The organism is Balneolaceae bacterium (assembly GCA_034521445.1).
Taxonomy (GTDB): domain Bacteria; phylum Bacteroidota; class Rhodothermia; order Balneolales; family Balneolaceae; genus JAXHMM01.
In genome coordinates, this window is the sequence record JAXHMM010000002.1 from 1 (window position 1) to 17,456 (window position 17,456).

Genomic DNA, 17,456 nt, shown 5'->3' on the forward strand with positions numbered 1-17,456 from the left:
AAACGCCGTAAGTCCTTGCCTGTCAAATAGTACCGGAGGTCGGATTCGAACCGACACGGGTGTTACCCCATTGGTGTTTGAGACCAACGCGTCTACCAGTTCCGCCACTCCGGCATGATAGGCAGGACAATATAAGCATTCCCTGCTGCCGGTTGAAAGGAATTTGATGGGGCGGCTCTTGCCGGGGTCAGTCTCCCGCGTAGCCCCTGGGATTATGGGACTGCCAGTTCCAGGCGTCCCGGCACATTTCCTCCAGGCCTTTTTCGGCCTCCCAGCCCAGCTCGTCCCGTGCGAGGGAGGGATCGGCGTACACCTCGGCCACGTCGCCGGCCCGTCGGCCGGTGATTTCGTAGGGAATTTCCCTTCCCGTGGCCTGCTCGAAGGCCTGCACCATCTGGAGCACGCTGTAGCCGGTGCCGGTGCCCAGGTTGTAGGTGACCGTCCCGGGATGGTCCTGCAGCTTCCGGAGGGCGCTCAGGTGACCCCGCACCAGATCGACCACGTGAATGTAGTCGCGCACGCCGGTGCCGTCCACCGTAGGGTAGTCGTCGCCGAAAACCGAGAGTTTCTCCAACCGTCCCACCGCCACCTGGGTGATGTAGGGCATCAGGTTTTGTGGAGCGGCGCCCGGGTCCTCACCGATCAGGCCGCTGGGATGGGCGCCCACCGGATTGAAATAACGCAGCAGGGCTACGTTCCAGGCGGGATGGGCCCGCTGAAAATCGCGCAGCATCTCCTCTATATAGAGCTTGGTCCGCCCGTAGGGATTGTAGGGGGAGACGGGCGCCTTTTCGGTGATGGGCACTTCGTCGGGATCGCCGTAAACGGTGCAGGATGAGCTGAAAACCAGGTTCTCCACCCCGTGGTGCAGCATGCACCGGCAGAGGCAGATGGTGCCTCCAAGGTTGTTGTCGTAGTAAAAAAGGGGTTTTTCCACCGATTCCCCGACCGCTTTGGAGCCGGCGAAGTGGATGACCGCATCGATGTCGTGCTCGTCAAAGATGGCCTCCAGGGTTTTCTCGTCGCGCAGATCTGCCTCGTAAAAGGACGGTTTGTGGCCCGTGAGTTCCTCTATGCGTGCGAGCACCTCGGGACGACTATTGGCCAGATTGTCTACGATCACCGCCTGGTGTCCCCCTTCAAGAAGTTCCACGACCATATGACTGCCGATGTATCCGGTGCCGCCCGTTACCAGTATCTCACTCATGCTTATTGGGTTCCCAGTTGATAGGTTGACCTGAAAGTAGGCAGGCAGTCCATGCCAGTCAACCGCAGCGGTGCAGGTCCGTCAGTCCAGCTGTTCCAGGTATTGTTCGTTGCCCAGCAGGTTCATGTAGCGAAGTATCCAGGCCTGGCGTTCATACATGTAGGGGGATGGATGGGCCAGATCGTAGCGGTGCGGGGCGGGCAGAACCGTGGCCATCAGGGCGCTCCGGTAGCGGTCCAGGCGGTCGGCCGGTACACCGAAAAAGTGCTGTGCGGCGGCCTCCACCCCGTAGATGCCCTCCCCGAACTCCACCACGTTCAGGTAGATCTCGAGTATGCGCTGTTTGCCCATCAGCAGTTCCATCCAGAGGGCGAACCAGGCTTCCAGTCCCTTGCGCAGGTAGGAGCGGTTCGGAGTGAGATAGAGGTTCTTGGCCAGCTGCTGGCTGATGGTGCTGGCGCCGCGCAGCGACTCGCCCCGTTCATACTCCTGCAGGGCATCCTGTACCGACGAGAGATCGATACCCCAGTGCGTGGCGAAACGCTGGTCTTCGGCCGTGATGACCGCCATCTTGAGGTGGGGGGAGATGCGTTCCCAGGGCATCCATTCCTGCTGCATGCGATACTCCTGAGCGCCGTACCACCAGGCCGACAGATGACGCTGCAGCATGAAGGAGGTGGTGGGGGGATTGATCCACTTGAAGGCGAGCACCGAGAGGAGGGTAAAAAGCAGAAAGGCCGCCGCCAGACGGCTGATCCATTTCCAGAGAAAACGCAGCCCGCTACGAAAGTATAAAGGTTGCCCTTGTTCCATCAGGAGATCAACAGATATGGGCGGGCCGAGAGTCTCAGGATTCGAGCTCCTTCATCTCTACGATGATCTGGTCGCAGAGTTTGGTCATTCGATCCACGGACGTCTCCTTCTCCTCCTTATCGGATTCGCCCTCAAGAAGGTTTTTTCCATGCTCGTACTCCTCCAATAGCTCCTCGAATTCCAGCATCTGGGCCGAGGGTTTGATCTTGTGGCCCGCTTTGCGCAGGAACTCCACGTCGCCGGTTTCAAATGCCCGTGCGTAGTGGTTGCGGAATTCAGTGTAGGATTCCACCGCGGCCCCGGCGAACTCCTTCAGGTATTCCTCGTCGTCGTAGAGCAGTTTTCGAACTTTTTCCTCATCTACCATGCCAGATCACCAACTACTTCTTATTATTAGATTTCACCGGGATTCTGAGGGGCGCTCTCCCGGGTGACACCGTGGGGGGCGGGACGACCCTCCTCGTCGAGGTGCACGAAGACGATTTTATCGATCCTGATAATGGTTTCCTTGGAGAACTTGTTGCGTACGACGCAGCGTACGGTGATAGAGGAGGTGCCGAAGCTTACGGTCTCCATGCCGATCTCGATGATGTCGCCCAGCTCGGCCGAGCTGACGAAGTCGATTTCCGACATGAACTTGGTGACCAGGTTGCCCCGTCCCAGCTGGCAGCTTACGAATATGGCCGACTCCTCGTCGATCCAACTCAGCACGGAACCCCCGAAGAGGGTACCGTGGGCGTTCAGGTCCTGTGGTTTGATGAGCTTGCGGCTGTAGAAATTCATGGATGGATGCTGGCGGTCCGGTTGGTGAGCAATTCGTCTATCATTTTTTCTGCCGCAGGGTGTCGCTGGCCTGGCGGCTCAGGTAGGTGGAGCCGAAGCGCTCCACCATGCGCCTGTAATATCTCCTGGATTTATCACTATTTCCACTGCGGTGGGCTTCCAGCAGAAGTTCATAGTAAATTTCGTTGGCCACATCCTGTACGGGGTACTGTTCGGCGAGTTCTTCCATGAAGCCTATCACCTCGGGGGTGTGTCCCAGCACGTCCAGGAAGAGGGTGCGGTTGGCCCGCCAGAGCATCCAGAGGGGAGAGGTCAACGGCAGGCCGAGCATGGCCTCCCGCAGCAGGGTGGGGTTGACGGCGAGGGAGTCCTGCACGTCGCCGGGGGGAATGCCGGCACGAATCTCCTGAAGGCGCCGCTGCATGTCGAGGTAGCGCACAAAGTAGGATGCCGAGTACACATATCCGGCGTAGAGTACGTGGCGCATGGGTGTGGTGAGGCTGTCCCCGGAAGCGGAGGACAGGCGGTTTTCGATGCGGCGCATGGACTTCCCATGGAAATAGGGATTCATCATAACCCGCTGTTCCCGCCAGATTTCGTGCCAGTAGGCCATTAGGCTGTCCTCGTTGGCCGACCGACTGCTAAGCTCCGGGTCGGTGAAGGCTTCGAGGTAGGCTTTGCGTCCGGGATTTCGAAAAGTGAATATTTCGCGATTGAGCCGCTCCTCCGCAGCGGGCTCCATGGTCCAGGTGGACTGGTTCGGGTCCCGCATCCCCGAGACATAGATGCCGCCGTTGAAGTCCCTGAAATAGACCGAGTCGGCCCGGTAGGTGAAGCGCACACTGTCACCTTCTACAGGTATAACCGCCACAAAGCTGTTCTCCGGGCCGGGTTCGTAATACGATGCGCCGGGAAATACCAGCCGGTCGCCTCCCAGTCCCATTAGCTGGTATCGCAGGGTGTCCAGGCTGGTAGCCACGGCCGCCTCCAGGACGGGTCCCCCGCGGTGCTCGAATTGCACCCCCTTCTGGTAGCTGAAGCCGTTGAAGGAGCCGAATACGCGAATCCACTTGGTGTACTGCGGTTTGTGAAAATAGCGGTCGCGAACCAGCGTGACCGGGTCGAGGCGGATTTCGAAGTTCAGCTCGCCGGGCTGCCGTATCCAGAGAAGGATGGTGAAGGTCTTGTGCATAACGCCGTAGGCCTGCAGGCGGTAGAGGCCGGCCCGGTCTGCAACCAGAGAAAAGTGGCCTCCGGCGTTCAGCATGGTCTCCTGCGAACGAAAAAGGGCGTCGTCCGACCAGGGTTCCAGGCTAACGATCCCTGCAGGGAGGGGCGAGCCGTCCAGACTGGTCACCGTGCCGGAGAGGCGGGCTTCGCCGTGCTCCTGCGCTCGGGCGGGCAGGGCGGCCAGCAACCCTGTGAGCAGTGCAGTCAGGAAGACGCCAATGACGTGGGACAACCGGTTGGAACTAATAAAATCTATGGTTTGGTGCATGGCGGATTATTTACTAAGAATATAATACTTGTGTCACCGCTCGTGCAAATTTATGCATAAATTACCTTGCCCGTTTTCGGTTGATTACTTCCGGTAAGGTGAGATACGGCAGGAAAACGTCAACGCTCACCGCCTGCCATCTGTTTTGCCTCGGGCATGCGCCGCAGGCGGTACATGCTCAGGATGCCGAAGAGGGGACCGGCGCAGAGAATCAGGAAGGAGTAGTGCCAGCCGAGGGACTTTTCCAGCTCGGGCAGAAGACGGATGCTCACCATGGTCAGCAGGAATCCCAGGCTGGTCTGTACCGTCAGGGCCGTGCCGATGTAGCGCGGATCGCTCAGTTCGGAGACGGCGGTGCTGAACTGCGCGCTGTCGGCCACCACGGAAAAGCCCCAAACCAGGCAGAGTACGGTGGCCGCCAGGGGCCAGTCGAAGAGCAGTCCGGCTGTGGCGGCGCATCCGCCTGAAATAAGCAGGCTGGTGATGGTCACCCGCGTGCGGCCCGCCTTGTCGGCCCAGGAGCCCGCCATCACGCATCCCAGCGCCCCGATGCCGATTACGGCAAAGCCGGCCAGCCTTGCCATGGGTTCCGGCCAGCCCGCCGCGCGGTAGCTCGCCAGCAGAAAAAGCGGCACCCAGGTCCACATCGCATAGAGTTCCCACATGTGTCCCAGGTAGCCGAAGTTGGCCATGCGTGTGGGCTTGTAGCTGAAGCCCCGGAGGGCGTAGCGCCAGTTGAAAGGCACGCGATCCACCCTGTAGGGTCCCAGTGACACGGCATACCGCGCCAGGAATCCCCCGAAGATGGCCAGCATGCTGGTGGTCTGCAGCACGGCCGACCAGGGCGGGAGTCCGCCGCCCCCTGAAAAGGAGAAGGCGTTCAGCAGGTGGGGCAGGGCGGAGCCCAGGGTGAGCGCACCCACCAGTACCCCTATACCGAAGCCGCGATCCTTCTTGCAGAAGGTGGTGACGATTTTCATGCCGGGAGGGTAGACGCCGGCCAGGCAGGCGCCTGTTAGAAAGCGCAGGGCGATCATCAGCTGCGGATCGCCCGTCAGGGTGATGGCCCCGTTGAAGGCGGCTCCCAGCAGGGAGGCGTAGAGGAAGAGACGCCGCGCGTCCAGCCGGTCGGCCAGGTTGAGCAGGGCACTCAGCAGCGCGCCCGCCACGAAGCCGGCCTGTACGCTCATGGTCATCCAGGAGGCCTCGGAACTGCTGAGATTGAACTCGGCGGTGAGCTGGGGCACCACGGCGGATGCCGAGAACCAGAGGCTCATGGCCAGCAGTTCGGCCAGGGCGAGCAGCCAGAGATTTTTGGAACGGCAGGGCGTGTCGGTCACCGTTGGGGGACTGGATTGAATGTCAGTGGCTGGAGAGAAATTCCCGGAGCAGCTCCATAAACCGGTCGGGACGCTCCATGAAGGCGAAATGACCGCTGCGCTCCAGGAGTTCCATGCGGGCCTCCGGCAGTACCTTCGCCAGGGTATCGCCGCTGATAGAGGCTGAGGGTTCCTCCTCACCGTAGATCAGCAGGGTGGGAGTGGCCAGGGAGTCGAGGCGCGGGTAGAGGTCGAAGGCGCTCGACTCGCCCACCAGCATGCCAAACATCTGGCTGCGCCCGGGGTAGTCCTCGGGCACGTAGAGCTCCAGACCCTCGGCCAGGGCCGGTTCGTGAAACTGGGGGCGGAAGGCGTGGCGCAGAAGTTCTTCGCGGGCTTCGGGCTCGCCGGCCGGAAGGCCGGGGTGTTGCGCAGGCTGTCACGCTGCTGCAGGTACGAGGGGTCCAGTCGCGAGGAGAGAGCCTGCTGCTCAGCCTGCCAGTGCGCTGAGCTGGGGGGCATGGGACTCACCAGCGTCAGCGACCGCAGCGATTGGGGATAGGCCAGGGCATAGCGCAAGGCCAGAAAACCACCCCAGGAGTGTCCCAGCAGGTGCACCCTATCCAGCCCGAGGTGGCGGCGCACCGCCTCGATATCCTCCGTAAAGCGGTCCAGCGTCACGTTGGCACTGTCCGATTCAGGGGAGGATCGTCCGCTCAGGCGCTGGTCCATGAAGACCAGGCGGTAGTCGGAAGACAGTTCCCTGAGCCAGGGCTCCATGTATCCGTGATCCAGGAGGGGTCCCCCGTGCACCACCATCAGCGGCTCCCCGGCACCCATGACCTGGTAGTCAGAGGCGGGTGTCCTCCAGCTCCACGTAGCCTTCCTGCGGCGCGCCGGCCGGGCCTACACCCCGCAGCGACCAGGCCCAGGAACAGGATGTTTAAAAGGAGGTATCTATATGATATGGAGTAGTTTATATTATTCATTTCGCGTGCTTTCCAGGAGGCTTCCCAGTTCAGACCGGCTGTAGACCGCGCCCTGCTGCACCACCCAGGCGATCGCACGGGTGTTGGAGATTTCCTCCAGCGGATTGCCCTCCAGCAGGAGCAGATCGGCCGCGTAGCCCGGGGCCACCTTGCCGTAGCGGTCGTCCACCTCCAGCCAGCGCGCTCCGTTGATGGTGGCCGCCTGCAGGGCCGCCAGGGGAGGCAGGCCGTTGTCGACGAGTCGCTGCAGCTCGCGGTGCAGCGACTGCCCCGGGTAGACAAAGGAGTTGTAGGGTCCTGCGTCGGAGCCGGCCAGGATGCTCACGCCAGCCTCGTACATGGGACGGATCATCTCCCCGAAATCCTCGTTCATGGCCAGCTGGAAGGCCACGGCTTCCTCGCTGCGGCGCTGGGCTCCCATCAGGCGGCCCTGGTAGGTCTGCCGGATGCCCGGGTCGATGTAATCGAGGTAGGGATCTCCGGAATGGTCCGCTTCGTGCAGGTGGTCCAGCACCTCGCTGATATAGAGGGTGGCCACCACGGCGGTGCCCTCCTCAGCCATTATCTCAAAGGTCCTCTGCGCCGTTTCCGGGTCGTAGGTCTCCATGACCCGCTCCAACACCTCGTAAAAACCGAGGGGGTCTTCGTCGTTCATGCGGGCGGTGTACTCGCGCGTTAGTGCGTTGGCCTCGCTGGAGGCGGCCTTGTAGACGTAGTACATGTGTTCGGTGGCGTCCAGGCCCAGCCGCACGGCGTTGCGGAAATCGACCGAGAATGGCATATGTCCGGAGACCTTCATGCCTCGCTCCTCGGTGTGCTCGAGAATGGCCGTGTAGACCTCGGGGGAGATGGTGCTGTCGTATATTTTCACGTAGTCGGCGCCAATAGCCTGCAGGGAGTCGAGGGCCTCAGGCACCTGCTGAGGTGTCTCCAGCTCGATGGAGCCGTCCCAGCGGGCGTCGGGACCATCCAGTTTCGGTCCGGAGGTGTAGATGCGCGGCCCCTCCAGGCTGCCGGCCCGCACCAGGGAGTCCCACTCGAGCACGTGCGGGGTGATGTCGCCCCCCGCGTCACGCACCGAAGTGATACCGTTAGCAAGGTAGAGTTTCAGCAGCTCGCGGTTCGAGGCCGCCAGGCTGTCCCCGCCGCGAAAATGCACGTGCATGTCCCACAACCCCGGCATAAGGAAGGCCCCGCCCGCGTCCAGGGTATCGGCCGCCGCCGGGGTGGAGCCGGCCGGTCCTAACTTGTGGATTATCCCGTCGCGCACGGTGAGGCTGCGGTCCTGCAACACCTCGCCGGTCTCCATGTCAATAATGTTGGCGTGGTGGATGGCCAGGTCGTTCGCGGGTCCGCCGCAGCCGACGGCCAGCAGGAACAGAAGAAGGCCCGGTAGGGCCATGATTCGGAAAGGGAAAAAGCGTTTCATGGCTGAGCAGTTGTGTTTAGGTCTTCGGTGTTGAATAATTCCGGGGTCCGCGGCCGGGCGCTTGCATCAGCGCCAGTCACCGGCGGAATCGGGTCCCAGCCGCCCTTCGGCGGCCTGCAGAAGGGCATCGGGGTTATAGACGATTCCGCCCTTGACTACCGCACGCACGTCGCGGGTATGGGTGATATCCTGGAGGGGATCCCCGCCAGCCACAAAAAAGTCGGCGTATTTGCCCTCTTCGATGGTGCCCAGGCGGTCAGCCGCATGCCGATGGCCCGGGCCCCGTTGGTGGTGGCGATCCTCAGCACCTCGTGGCCGGGTATGCCTGCCAGGGTCATGGCCTGCATCTCGCGGTGGGCGGCGAAGCCCCCCAGGAAGGGGAGGGTGGATTTCATGACGGGACGGTCGGTGCCCAGGGTAATGCGTCCCCCCGCCTCCCAGTAGCGCTTCAGGATGGCCTTCTTGGCGTGGTAGACCTCCCGAAAAAGATCCTCCAGGGAGTGGTCGGGGTCGCTTTCGAAGGACTCGCGCATGTAGGGCGTCATAAAACGCAGCTCGTCGGTCCAGTGCCGGTAGGCGGGATGGTCCACCCGCCCGATGATGCCGTAGGTGGAGAGGGTGGCGTCAAACCACACCCCGTGGCGCGTGTAGAGGTCGATGACCTCTCCCACGCAGGCTTCGTCGCCCTCCAGGCCGCGAAGGGAGGCATAGGCGCTCGCGCTAGCCGGCAGGCAGGGTCCCCCGAGAAAGTGCTCCACCCGGTCGATGCCCATGCGCACAGCGTCGGCCGGATTGACCGAGGAGCCGGAGCCCGAGCCCAGATGGGCGGTGACCGTCAGGCCGTGGCGGTGGGCCCGCTCGATGAGGGCCTCCAGGTGCGGGGCGGTGATGCCCTTGGCCTTGAAACCGGCCGCGCCGCGGGCCGCCCAGGTATCCACACGCTCACGGATGGCGGCCTCGTCCATTTCCCGGCTCCAGTCGGGAGCCGCCGAGCCGTAATAGGGTCCACTGTTGAGCAGCCGGGGACCGTCCCGCTCTCCGGCGTCGAGCAGGCGGCTCAGCTCCCGCATCTTCTCCGGCTCCACTTCACCGGCCGGGAAGGTGGCCGTTACCCCGTTGGCCAGGAATATCTTGGGAGTGGCCGCTGTGTCGTCGCCCACCATGCCCTCCATGACCACGCGGTAGTGGGCGTGAAGGTCCACCAGTCCCGGCAGCAGCACCTCCTCCTCGGAGAGCTGCAGGGTTTGTACGGAGGAGGGGAGTTCCCCGGGCACATCGCCCACCGACATGATGCGCCCGTTGCGCACGTAGATCCCCGGGTTGGAGACGGTTTGATCGGCCGTGCCGGTGAAGATCTTCCCGCCCCTCACCACCAGGTCCTGCGCATGCACGGGCAGCGTTCCCAGGAGCATGCCCAGGAGAAGTGGCAGGAACTTGTTCATGGTGTCCGAAATCTTAGGGTGGCGAATTGGAATCCCTGCCAAAGTTAGTATTCTGCGGCGCAATGGCAAAACAGTCCGCGCAGACCGGTTTCCCCTTTTTGCCGGCTGCTTTGTACCTTGACGACTCAACGCGAACCAAAGGGCAGGTGATGAAAGCACGCAATTCAAACGGTTCAACGGGCATGCGAAAAGGGGACAGCCAAGAGGAAGCGAGGCGCCCAAGCGCCGGGGGGCTCTGCAGGAGCGGGGAACGGGTCGCTTCTCGAAGGAGTGCGGCCAGCCTGCCGGTCCTGCTGGCCTTGCTTCTGCTGGCGCTGGCTGTGGTCCCGGTGTCACCGGCGCAGGGGCAGTCCCGGCACAACTTGCTGCACGATCTTTACGGGCAGGGTTACCTGCTGGCTGACAGTGACGGGGACTCCCTTGCGGACGTGGTGCGGGGCCGCCTGGTGCTTTCCGACCGTCCCTCCGAGGAGCAGGTCATCACAGCGGCCAACCTGGCCGCACGCCTGGGTTACGAGACCACCGCCATGGACCTGGATCTGCTCTGCAGCTACGGGTCCTGCCCGGAAGGCGAGGAAAGGCCCGCATTGTTGGTGGGTGACCCGCAGGCCTTTGGGCTGGACGTGGACGACCTGAGCCGCGCGCCCGGCCAGGGCAGCGTGCGCCGGGTGGAGCATCCCCATTTCCCGGGAGGCGCGGTGCTGGTGGACGGCTATGACGCCACCGGCCTGCTGGCCGCCGGCAACTACCTGAGCGGGCGCTACCCTGACCTGGACGAGCCTGGTTCGGGTACGTGGACCGAACTGAGGGAGCGGATCAAGGAGCTGGTCCGCGGCGATTCGGCCTCGGCAGCCGGAATTTCGCTGGAATCCTTTACCCTTTCTGACGGACGCAAGGGCGTAAGCCGCGCCTCCATGCGACTGCAGACCGCTGACGTCTCCTCCTTTCGCAGACTGGCCGACAGCCTTTCCGGGGACGCCTCCGCCGCATGGCGCGGTGCCCTGGACGAAGCCTCGCTCTACCGTCTCACCCTTGAGCTGGTCCACGGTGACAGCAGCCGTACCGTCCGCCTGGCCGCCGATGCCTCGCAGCCCGAACGGGAGGGCGGAGACCCGCAGGGCGGGGGCGATCCCGACTTCGCACTTCAGGAGTTCTATACCACAGGCGGCATCTACCGCGACACCAACGGCGACGAGGTGGCGGACGACCTGCAGGCCTACATCTCCTGGAACGGCACGAAAAATGCCGCTTCGCTGGTGCGCCTGGCCGCGAGGGTGGGACTGGAAACGGCGGGCATGCGCCTCCCGCTGGTTTATCCCGGCGGCGATGAACAGCATCCCGAAAACCTGGGTTTCCCGGTGATTATGGGCCCCGACGCCTACATCCTGGAACAGCTCCGCGGGAAGGGCGGCTTGCTGGAGAACGATTCGCAGCCGGGCGACGGCTACATCGAGTTTCTCACCGGTCGGATAGGCGACAAGAACGGGGTGGTCCTCTACGGTAGCGATGCCGCGGGAAGAGGCGCCGCGGCCGACTACCTGGCCCGGCGCTTGCCCTGGCAGTGGAATTACGGGAAAGGCGAGTGGAGGTTGGAGGAGACGCAGACCGGGGTGAGGCGCTTCCTGCAGGGTGTGGACGGCGCCGGACAGGTGGCCGCAGGCGTGGAGAAGCTGCGCACCTGGATGGAACGCCTGGAAGTCCAGCCCGAGGAGGTCTCCGTGCACCTGGCGGCCGAGGAAACCCCGCAGGGACTGGACGCCTTCCTGGAAGGCCTGATGGCCGAACGCTGGCCGGGGGCCAAACATCGGGCGCAGACCCGCGCCACCGGATTCGGGGTGGGGGATACAGTCTTCGCCGAGCAGGTGAGCTTTCCCTGGGAGGTGGACACCTTCTGGGAGCATTTCGAGCGTGAGGTGGAGCCTGAACTTGGACCCGCCTCCTTCGGACGTATTGAACTGCGTGTCAGCGAGGCGCCGCAGGTGCGCGACTCCCTGGCCGGGGTCATCCGCACCCGCCTCCGCGCGGCCGGCGTGCCGGAGGGCGCCGTTGAGGTGGAGGTGCTCTCGGCCTACAAGCAGGGCTACAGCTGGCTGGCCGACCGCATCATTCCCCGGTTGGAGGGTCGCGAAGTAGCCACCGTCCACATAGACTACCGCCACCTGCGCGACGCCGAGGAGATCAAATGGCAGGCCGCCGTCTCGCCCACGCGCTGGCTGCAGGAGATCTACCCCATCGACGGGGTGATGACCCGCCGGCTGGGCGTGGCTGACTCGGCCATTACCTTCAGGCCCTTTTACGGGCAGGAGGGACCCACCTACCGGCTGGCCGCCCTGGATGCGGCGGGGGACACGCTGCTGGCCGACACCTTCAACCCCCGCTACACGGTGCGTTCCTACTTCGACCACTTTCCCAAATACGACTCGGTGCGGGTCACCACCGGCTGGGTGGAGGCGGATATCGACGGCCGCAAGCTGCTCAACCGCCGCATACGCACCGACATCGAGGCCTTCTGGGACCACCTGCAGGGGAGCACCTACCCGAAGATCGTCGACTATGTGATGGATATCCAGGAGGGGCGGCCTGACGAAGACCTGGCGCCCTTTTTCGATGCCTTCCGCCTGGACGTTACGCTCAGCGAGCCTGACTACCAGATCGGCTTCCTTCGGGAGCAGATCTCCAGCACGGAGGCCCTGCACGAGGATCTCTATTTCGAAACCCTGCTGCTCTTCGACCTGATCGGCAACCGCTACGGGGTGGGGGGACTCGACTACCCGGGGCGGATCCTGCCCTTCATCCACCCGCCGGAGCATGGGCAGCCCGGCCGCGCCTCCATCTCGCTGACCGGAAAGCAGGAGGCGCGTCCCCGCCTGGAACTGCGCTACCGCGAGTCAGGAGGAGAAACCCGCGAGTTGAGCTATACGCTTCCCAACGCCCCGGTGGAGGACCCGGTGCTGCGCGCCGTGAAGGTGCGTGAGAGCTACGAGGGAGTCGGGGGACTCTATTTCGAGGTTCCGGTGGATACCGCAGACAATCCCTACCCGGGGCTGAAGGAGCGAGACCCGGAGTATGCCATCGACCGCACCTTCGTCTCCGCTGAACGGGTACGCGGCATAATCGCCGCACTGGGCGACCTCCATGAGGCCGGACTCTTCCGGCAAACACTGTCCTGGGACCGCGTGGAGGAGGTGGGCTTCCGCTTCACGAAGGACGACAGCCTGCTTGACCCGGAGCCGCTGGTGCTGCGCCGCAGCGCCGCGCCCGCCTCCACCGAACCGCCGGCCCTGCCAGATGTGGGTGCATTTACGTACGAGGGACAAAACCTGGTGCAGTGGCAGCACGCCATCTCCCCGGAGGAGAACAATCGCATCATGGCGCGCATGAACACCTTTGACAATATTTCGGTCTACCACGCGGCCACCTCTCTGTTGGGCAACGAGGTCTTTGCCATGGACCTGCTGCCGCCCACGCCCTCGACCTACCGCTCGCAGGCCAAGATGAACGCTCTCAAGCCCACGCTATTTATCTCCGGGCGGCAGCACGCCAACGAGTTCTCCTCCACCAGCCATATGCTAAAGCTGGCCGAAAAGGTGGCCACCGATTCCACCTACCGCCGCTACCTGGACCGCGTCAACCTGGTGCTGCACCCGGTGACCAACCCAGACGGGGCGGAGCTCTCTATTGCCCTTCATGAGCTCAACCCCTACCACATGAACCACGCAGCCTACCTGGGTCCCTTGGGCGTGGACATCCCGCGCGACCAGAATCAGCGCGACCCGCGCTACGAGGTGGCGAAAGTTCGCAGGGTAATCCACCAGGCCTGGCTGCCCGATATCTACATCAATATGCACGGCTACCCGCCCCACGAGTGGGTGCAGTATTTCGCCGGCTACAGCGCCTGGATGACCGGCCGCGAGCGCGGGCCCAACTCCAACAACTACTGGATCCCGCGGGGCTATTTCCTGACCGGTTTCAACTGGTACGACCACGAGGACCATCCCTTCAACAAGGAGCTCTCCTTTGCCCTCCTAGACTCCATAAGTACCAGGGTCAACGACGTGCCCGCCATGCGCCGGGTAAACGAGGAGATGCAGCGGCGCTACCGCAAGTACCGCTCGCAGGAGGACGCCTACGGGGAGTTCTACCGGAACGGCTTGTGGGTGAACGCCCCGCTCGAGGGACGCACCTTCACCGGTTCAGGCTTCTCCGATCCCGACATCACCTACTTCACCCTCACCTCGGAGGCGCCGGACGAGCCGGCACGGGACGACTGGATGGAGATGAACGCAGCGGCCGGACTGGCCCACAGCACGGCGGTGCTGCAGTACCTCTACCATGGGCTGAGCGGCATGGAGATCGAAGCGGAGATGGAGTCAGGCCGGGTGCGCAGGGCGCGCTACCGGGTCAAGCCGGTATTGCCGGAGAAGTTTCACCGTCTGCGGCAGGAGAAGGAGGAGGATGGGAGCTGAAGGCCCGGATCAGTTGCCGGGCAGCTGCCAGATGTCCACGCGGTTCAGGGCGATGTAGGGCACGGCCACCCGGTTGCGCCGGGTGTCGATGCCGATGTCGGCGGGGCGTCCGGGCAACTCTATATAAACCCGGTCGGTTCCGTCGCTGAGCACGTGCAGGCTGGAGTCGGCCTGGCTGGCGGCGATGAGCCGGTTGTAGCGGAATTCGATGCCGTCGAAGTTGCCGCCGCTCTGCGCTTCGGCAAAAACCACGGGCTCCGGCCCGTCTGCCAGGGCATAGAAGGTGCGTAATCCTCCCCAGGGGGCCAGCACCAGCTCACCTGTGGCGGGGTTGCGGGTGATTCCGTTGGGAGGGGCCTCAAGGGAGTCCACCGCGCCGGTGACCTGCAAATTCTGGATACGGTAAACGGTGGCGTTGCCCGTGTCGGTCACGTAGATGGCACCGTCGGAGCCCTCGGTGACGTCGTTCAGAAAGCCGGGAGTGTAGCGGCGGAAGTCCACGAAGGCAAGCTGGTTGCCGCTTTCGCGGTGGAAGGCGTGCACGCCCAGCACATCGGCTACCCAGAGGGTGTCGCCGGAGATATACATGCCCCGGGGGGCGTGCAGGGGCGCCTGGTCCGTGCCTGATATGAAGAGCATGCTGGCGATCTCCCCGTCCGGACGGACAGTGGAAATGTAGCCGTTGGAGTCCTGCGCGCTGCCTCCCCCGTTGAAGCTGGAGACGAACCAGAGGTCCTGCTGCGGGTCGTAGCGCACAGCCTCTGGCTGGTTGAAACCCTCCACGGCGTGCAGGCGGTCCTCGACGGTCTGCACCTGGTTCCAGGAGGGACCCTCCTGTGAGCAGGCCGCAAGGGCCAGGCAGGTTGAGAAAAAAATCAAAAGGGAGCGGGAAAGCGCATTCATGGGTACCGTTCTACAATTGGTGTTGCCGAGGAAGTAAACTGTACACAAGAAAGTTGAAAATATGGAGATATACAACGCCCTGGCGTCCAGACCGGAGCCGCTCGGCAGCCTCCCGAAGCTTAGCGGTCGCTCTCCTGGAGCTCGTGCAGGCGCACCGGTTCGCCGTAGCCCAGTCCCTGAAGCCGCTCAAGCTGCGTATCGGCGTCGCCTACCACCAGCCAGTGCATGCGGGCAGGGTTGACGTAGCGCTCGGCCAGTTCGCGGATGCGTTCGACGGTCATCTCCCGGACCACCTCCTCGCGCTGGCGGACATAGTCGTAGGGCCAGCCGTAGGCGCTGATATCCTGGAGCATGCCCAGTTTGGCGCCCAGCGTCTCAAAGGCGCGGGCGTTGCTCTTGAGCAGGAAGCTCTTGGTGGTGGCCAGGTCCTCTTCGCTGAAGGTGTCGGGGTAATCAGCCAGAATTTGCCGGATAAGCTCGGCCGATTCGTAGGTTACGTTGCTGCGCACGCCTGTGGAGATGGTGAAAGGCCCGCGCAGTTCCGAGCCCCCGAAGCCGGAACCGATGCCATAGGTATAGCCTTTACCCTCCCGCAGCTCCTGCGTGAGTCGGGAGGCGAAACCCCCGCCGCCCAGTATGTAATTCATTACCGTGGCGGGGTAGTGGTCGGGGTGCGTCTCGGCCAGTGCGGGGTAGCCGATGCGCAGCTGCGACTGCACCGCGCCGGGCACGTCGTAGAACCAGACGGTGGAAGACTCCGGCGCCTCAGGTACGGTATAGTCTGGCAGGGTCACCTCGCGCGCCTGCCAGCCCTGATCAAGTCCCTCCAGGGAGGCAAGTACATCCTGGCGCTCCACGTCACCCGCCACGTGGAAGCGGGCCAGGGAGGGGGAGAGTTTCTGCCGGTAGTGGGTTTTTAGATCGTCCAGCGTAATAGCGCGCACCGACGCTTCTGTGCCCAGGGCGTTGTGGGAGAGAATGTGCTCCTCCCCATAGACCAGGCGATTCCAGGCGTTGCCGGCCACACTGCCGGGATTGGCCTGCTGCTGCACGAGGGCGTTGAGGGTCTGCTGGCGCGCCAGCTCAAACTCCGTAGAATCCCAGCGTGGTTCCAGCAGCATTTCGCGCACCAGGTCCATCGTGGACCCGTAGTTGCGGGCCAGGGTGGTACCGGTGATGCTGAAGGACTCGCGACCTGCGCTCACATTGATCGAGGCGCCCAGCAGGTCGATGGCCTTCTCAAGCTCAGCAGGGGTACGGTCCCGCGTACCCTTGTTCATTAGTTCGGCGGTGAGGCTGGCCACGCCCGGCAAGGCGGGATCGTCCAGCAGCAGCCCCCCTTTCATGCGCAGGGTGAACTGCACCAGGGGGAGCTCGTCGCTGGCGATGCCGTAGACCTCCATGCCGTTGTCCAGCTGCTCTTCCCAGACCTCCGGCACGCGCGTCTGGGGCGCCTCCCCGTAGGGCGGCTCCACTGTGCGGTCAAAGGTGGAGGGGGTGCGCTCGTAATCGGCTTCTGCAGAGAGATCAAAGCCCTCCTCGGCGCCCATGACAATCTCTTCTTCCTGAACTTCAGCACGCTCTGCACCGGCCAGGGCCAGTTCCGACTCGCCCCGGGGTACGAAACTGGTAGCCACGTAGTGGCGGCCTTTCAGGTAGGATTCGTAGACGCGCATTACATCTCCGCGGTCAACCTCCATGATACGGCGGATGTCCTCGTTCACGTAGCCGGGGTCGCCCGCAAAAATGTTGTACTGGGCCAGCTGGAAGGCCTTGCCCAGCACGCTGGAGAGTCCCTGGTAGAAATTGGTCTCCTGTCCAGCCTTGATACGCTGCAGGTCGTCGGCGGCCACGCCCTCCTCCTCGAAGCGGGCGAAGGCGCGGTCGACGGAGGCGCGCACGGTGTCGAGATCCGTACCGCTGTAGGCCTGGATGCCCAGCTGCATGGAGCCGGCCAGCTCGGAGGTGGAGTGGTACATGGATACGCCGGGTGCCACCTGCTCCTCCTCGACCAGCACCTGCTGGAAGGGGGAGGACTTGCCGTCTGTGAGCAACTGCGCCAGTACGGCCAAGGGGTAGGCGTCGGGGTGGTACTGCTCGACGGTGGGCCAGGTCATGGTGAGGCGCGGCGATCGCGCGAAATTATCTTCGTGGTAGAGGCTGGGACTCTCAGCCAGTTCCGGCTTGGGAGCTTCCAGCGAGGCGATCTCCTCTCCACGCGGGATCTCAGCGAAGTACTTCTCCACCCAGGCGCGCGCCTGCTCGGTGTCGAAATCCCCTGCCACCACCAGTGTGGCGTTGTTGGGCACATACCAGCGGGTGTAGAAATTCCTGACGTCCTGCAGGGTGGCATTCTGTAGATCCTCAAGCGAGCCGATCACCTGCCAGCTGTAGGGATGGCTTTCCGGGTAGAGGTTTCTGTCGATGACATAGCTGGTGTGTCCGTAGGGCTGGTTGTCGACACCCTGCCTCTTTTCGTTCTTGACCACCTGCTTCTCCTTGGCCAGCACCGGTTCGGTGACGGTGTTGATGAACCATCCCAGCTTGTCGGCCTCCGCCCAGAGCATCTTCTCCAGGGCGTCGTTGGGCACGGTCTGGAAGTAGTTG

13 protein-coding genes and 1 tRNA gene are annotated in these 17,456 nt (G+C 63.4%); 1 reads left to right on the forward strand and 13 read right to left on the reverse strand.

Annotation, left to right across the window (positions count from 1 at the left end; genetic code table 11):
• Window positions 1-30: 30 nt before the first annotated feature.
• The 11 genes from U5K31_00235 to U5K31_00285 form a co-directional block, all read right to left on the reverse strand.
• A tRNA-Leu gene (locus tag U5K31_00235) sits at window positions 31-114 on the reverse strand.
• A gap of 73 nt (window positions 115-187) precedes the next feature.
• Window positions 188-1,207, reverse strand: coding sequence for a UDP-glucose 4-epimerase GalE (gene galE, locus U5K31_00240; protein MDZ7771170.1), 1,020 nt, complete (start codon window positions 1,205-1,207; stop codon window positions 188-190).
• 81 nt (window positions 1,208-1,288) lie between these two features.
• Window positions 1,289-2,020, reverse strand: a complete 732-nt coding sequence (mtgA, locus tag U5K31_00245) for a monofunctional biosynthetic peptidoglycan transglycosylase (GenBank protein MDZ7771171.1) — start codon at window positions 2,018-2,020, stop codon at window positions 1,289-1,291.
• Between the two features lie 34 nt (window positions 2,021-2,054).
• Window positions 2,055-2,387, reverse strand: coding sequence for a taurine dioxygenase (locus tag U5K31_00250; GenBank protein ID MDZ7771172.1), 333 nt, complete (start codon window positions 2,385-2,387; stop codon window positions 2,055-2,057).
• A 26-nt stretch (window positions 2,388-2,413) separates the two neighbouring features.
• A complete protein-coding gene (locus U5K31_00255) occupies window positions 2,414-2,803 on the reverse strand; it encodes a hotdog domain-containing protein (protein MDZ7771173.1) in 390 nt (129 codons plus the stop codon).
• A 40-nt stretch (window positions 2,804-2,843) separates the two neighbouring features.
• A complete protein-coding gene (locus U5K31_00260; GenBank protein MDZ7771174.1) occupies window positions 2,844-4,301 on the reverse strand; it encodes a carboxypeptidase-like regulatory domain-containing protein in 1,458 nt (485 codons plus the stop codon).
• Between the two features lie 119 nt (window positions 4,302-4,420).
• The gene (locus tag U5K31_00265) at window positions 4,421-5,641 is read right to left on the reverse strand and encodes an MFS transporter (protein MDZ7771175.1); all 1,221 of its coding nucleotides are present in this window, start codon (window positions 5,639-5,641) and stop codon (window positions 4,421-4,423) included.
• A gap of 22 nt (window positions 5,642-5,663) precedes the next feature.
• The gene (locus tag U5K31_00270; protein MDZ7771176.1) at window positions 5,664-5,894 is read right to left on the reverse strand and encodes a hypothetical protein; all 231 of its coding nucleotides are present in this window, start codon (window positions 5,892-5,894) and stop codon (window positions 5,664-5,666) included.
• A complete protein-coding gene (locus U5K31_00275) occupies window positions 5,828-6,460 on the reverse strand; it encodes an alpha/beta fold hydrolase (GenBank protein ID MDZ7771177.1) in 633 nt (210 codons plus the stop codon). The genes U5K31_00270 and U5K31_00275 overlap by 67 nt, the downstream gene beginning before the upstream one ends.
• A gap of 141 nt (window positions 6,461-6,601) precedes the next feature.
• Window positions 6,602-8,038, reverse strand: a complete 1,437-nt coding sequence (locus U5K31_00280) for an amidohydrolase family protein (GenBank protein ID MDZ7771178.1) — start codon at window positions 8,036-8,038, stop codon at window positions 6,602-6,604.
• Window positions 8,039-8,193: 155 nt separating this feature from the next.
• On the reverse strand, window positions 8,194-9,480 hold the full coding sequence (locus U5K31_00285) for an amidohydrolase family protein (GenBank protein ID MDZ7771179.1): 1,287 nt from the start codon (window positions 9,478-9,480) through the stop codon (window positions 8,194-8,196).
• Window positions 9,481-9,629: 149 nt separating this feature from the next.
• Between U5K31_00285 and U5K31_00290 the strand changes: the two genes are divergently transcribed.
• Window positions 9,630-13,946, forward strand: coding sequence for a M14 family zinc carboxypeptidase (locus U5K31_00290; protein MDZ7771180.1), 4,317 nt, complete (start codon window positions 9,630-9,632; stop codon window positions 13,944-13,946).
• Between the two features lie 9 nt (window positions 13,947-13,955).
• Here the strand turns inward: U5K31_00290 and U5K31_00295 are convergent, their stop codons facing one another.
• Window positions 13,956-14,849: a hypothetical protein gene (locus U5K31_00295; protein ID MDZ7771181.1), complete on the reverse strand. Its 894-nt coding sequence runs from the start codon at window positions 14,847-14,849 to the stop codon at window positions 13,956-13,958.
• 119 nt (window positions 14,850-14,968) lie between these two features.
• Complete coding sequence (locus U5K31_00300; protein MDZ7771182.1) at window positions 14,969-17,440, reverse strand: pitrilysin family protein; 2,472 nt, start codon at window positions 17,438-17,440, stop codon at window positions 14,969-14,971.
• Window positions 17,441-17,456: the final 16 nt, after the last annotated feature.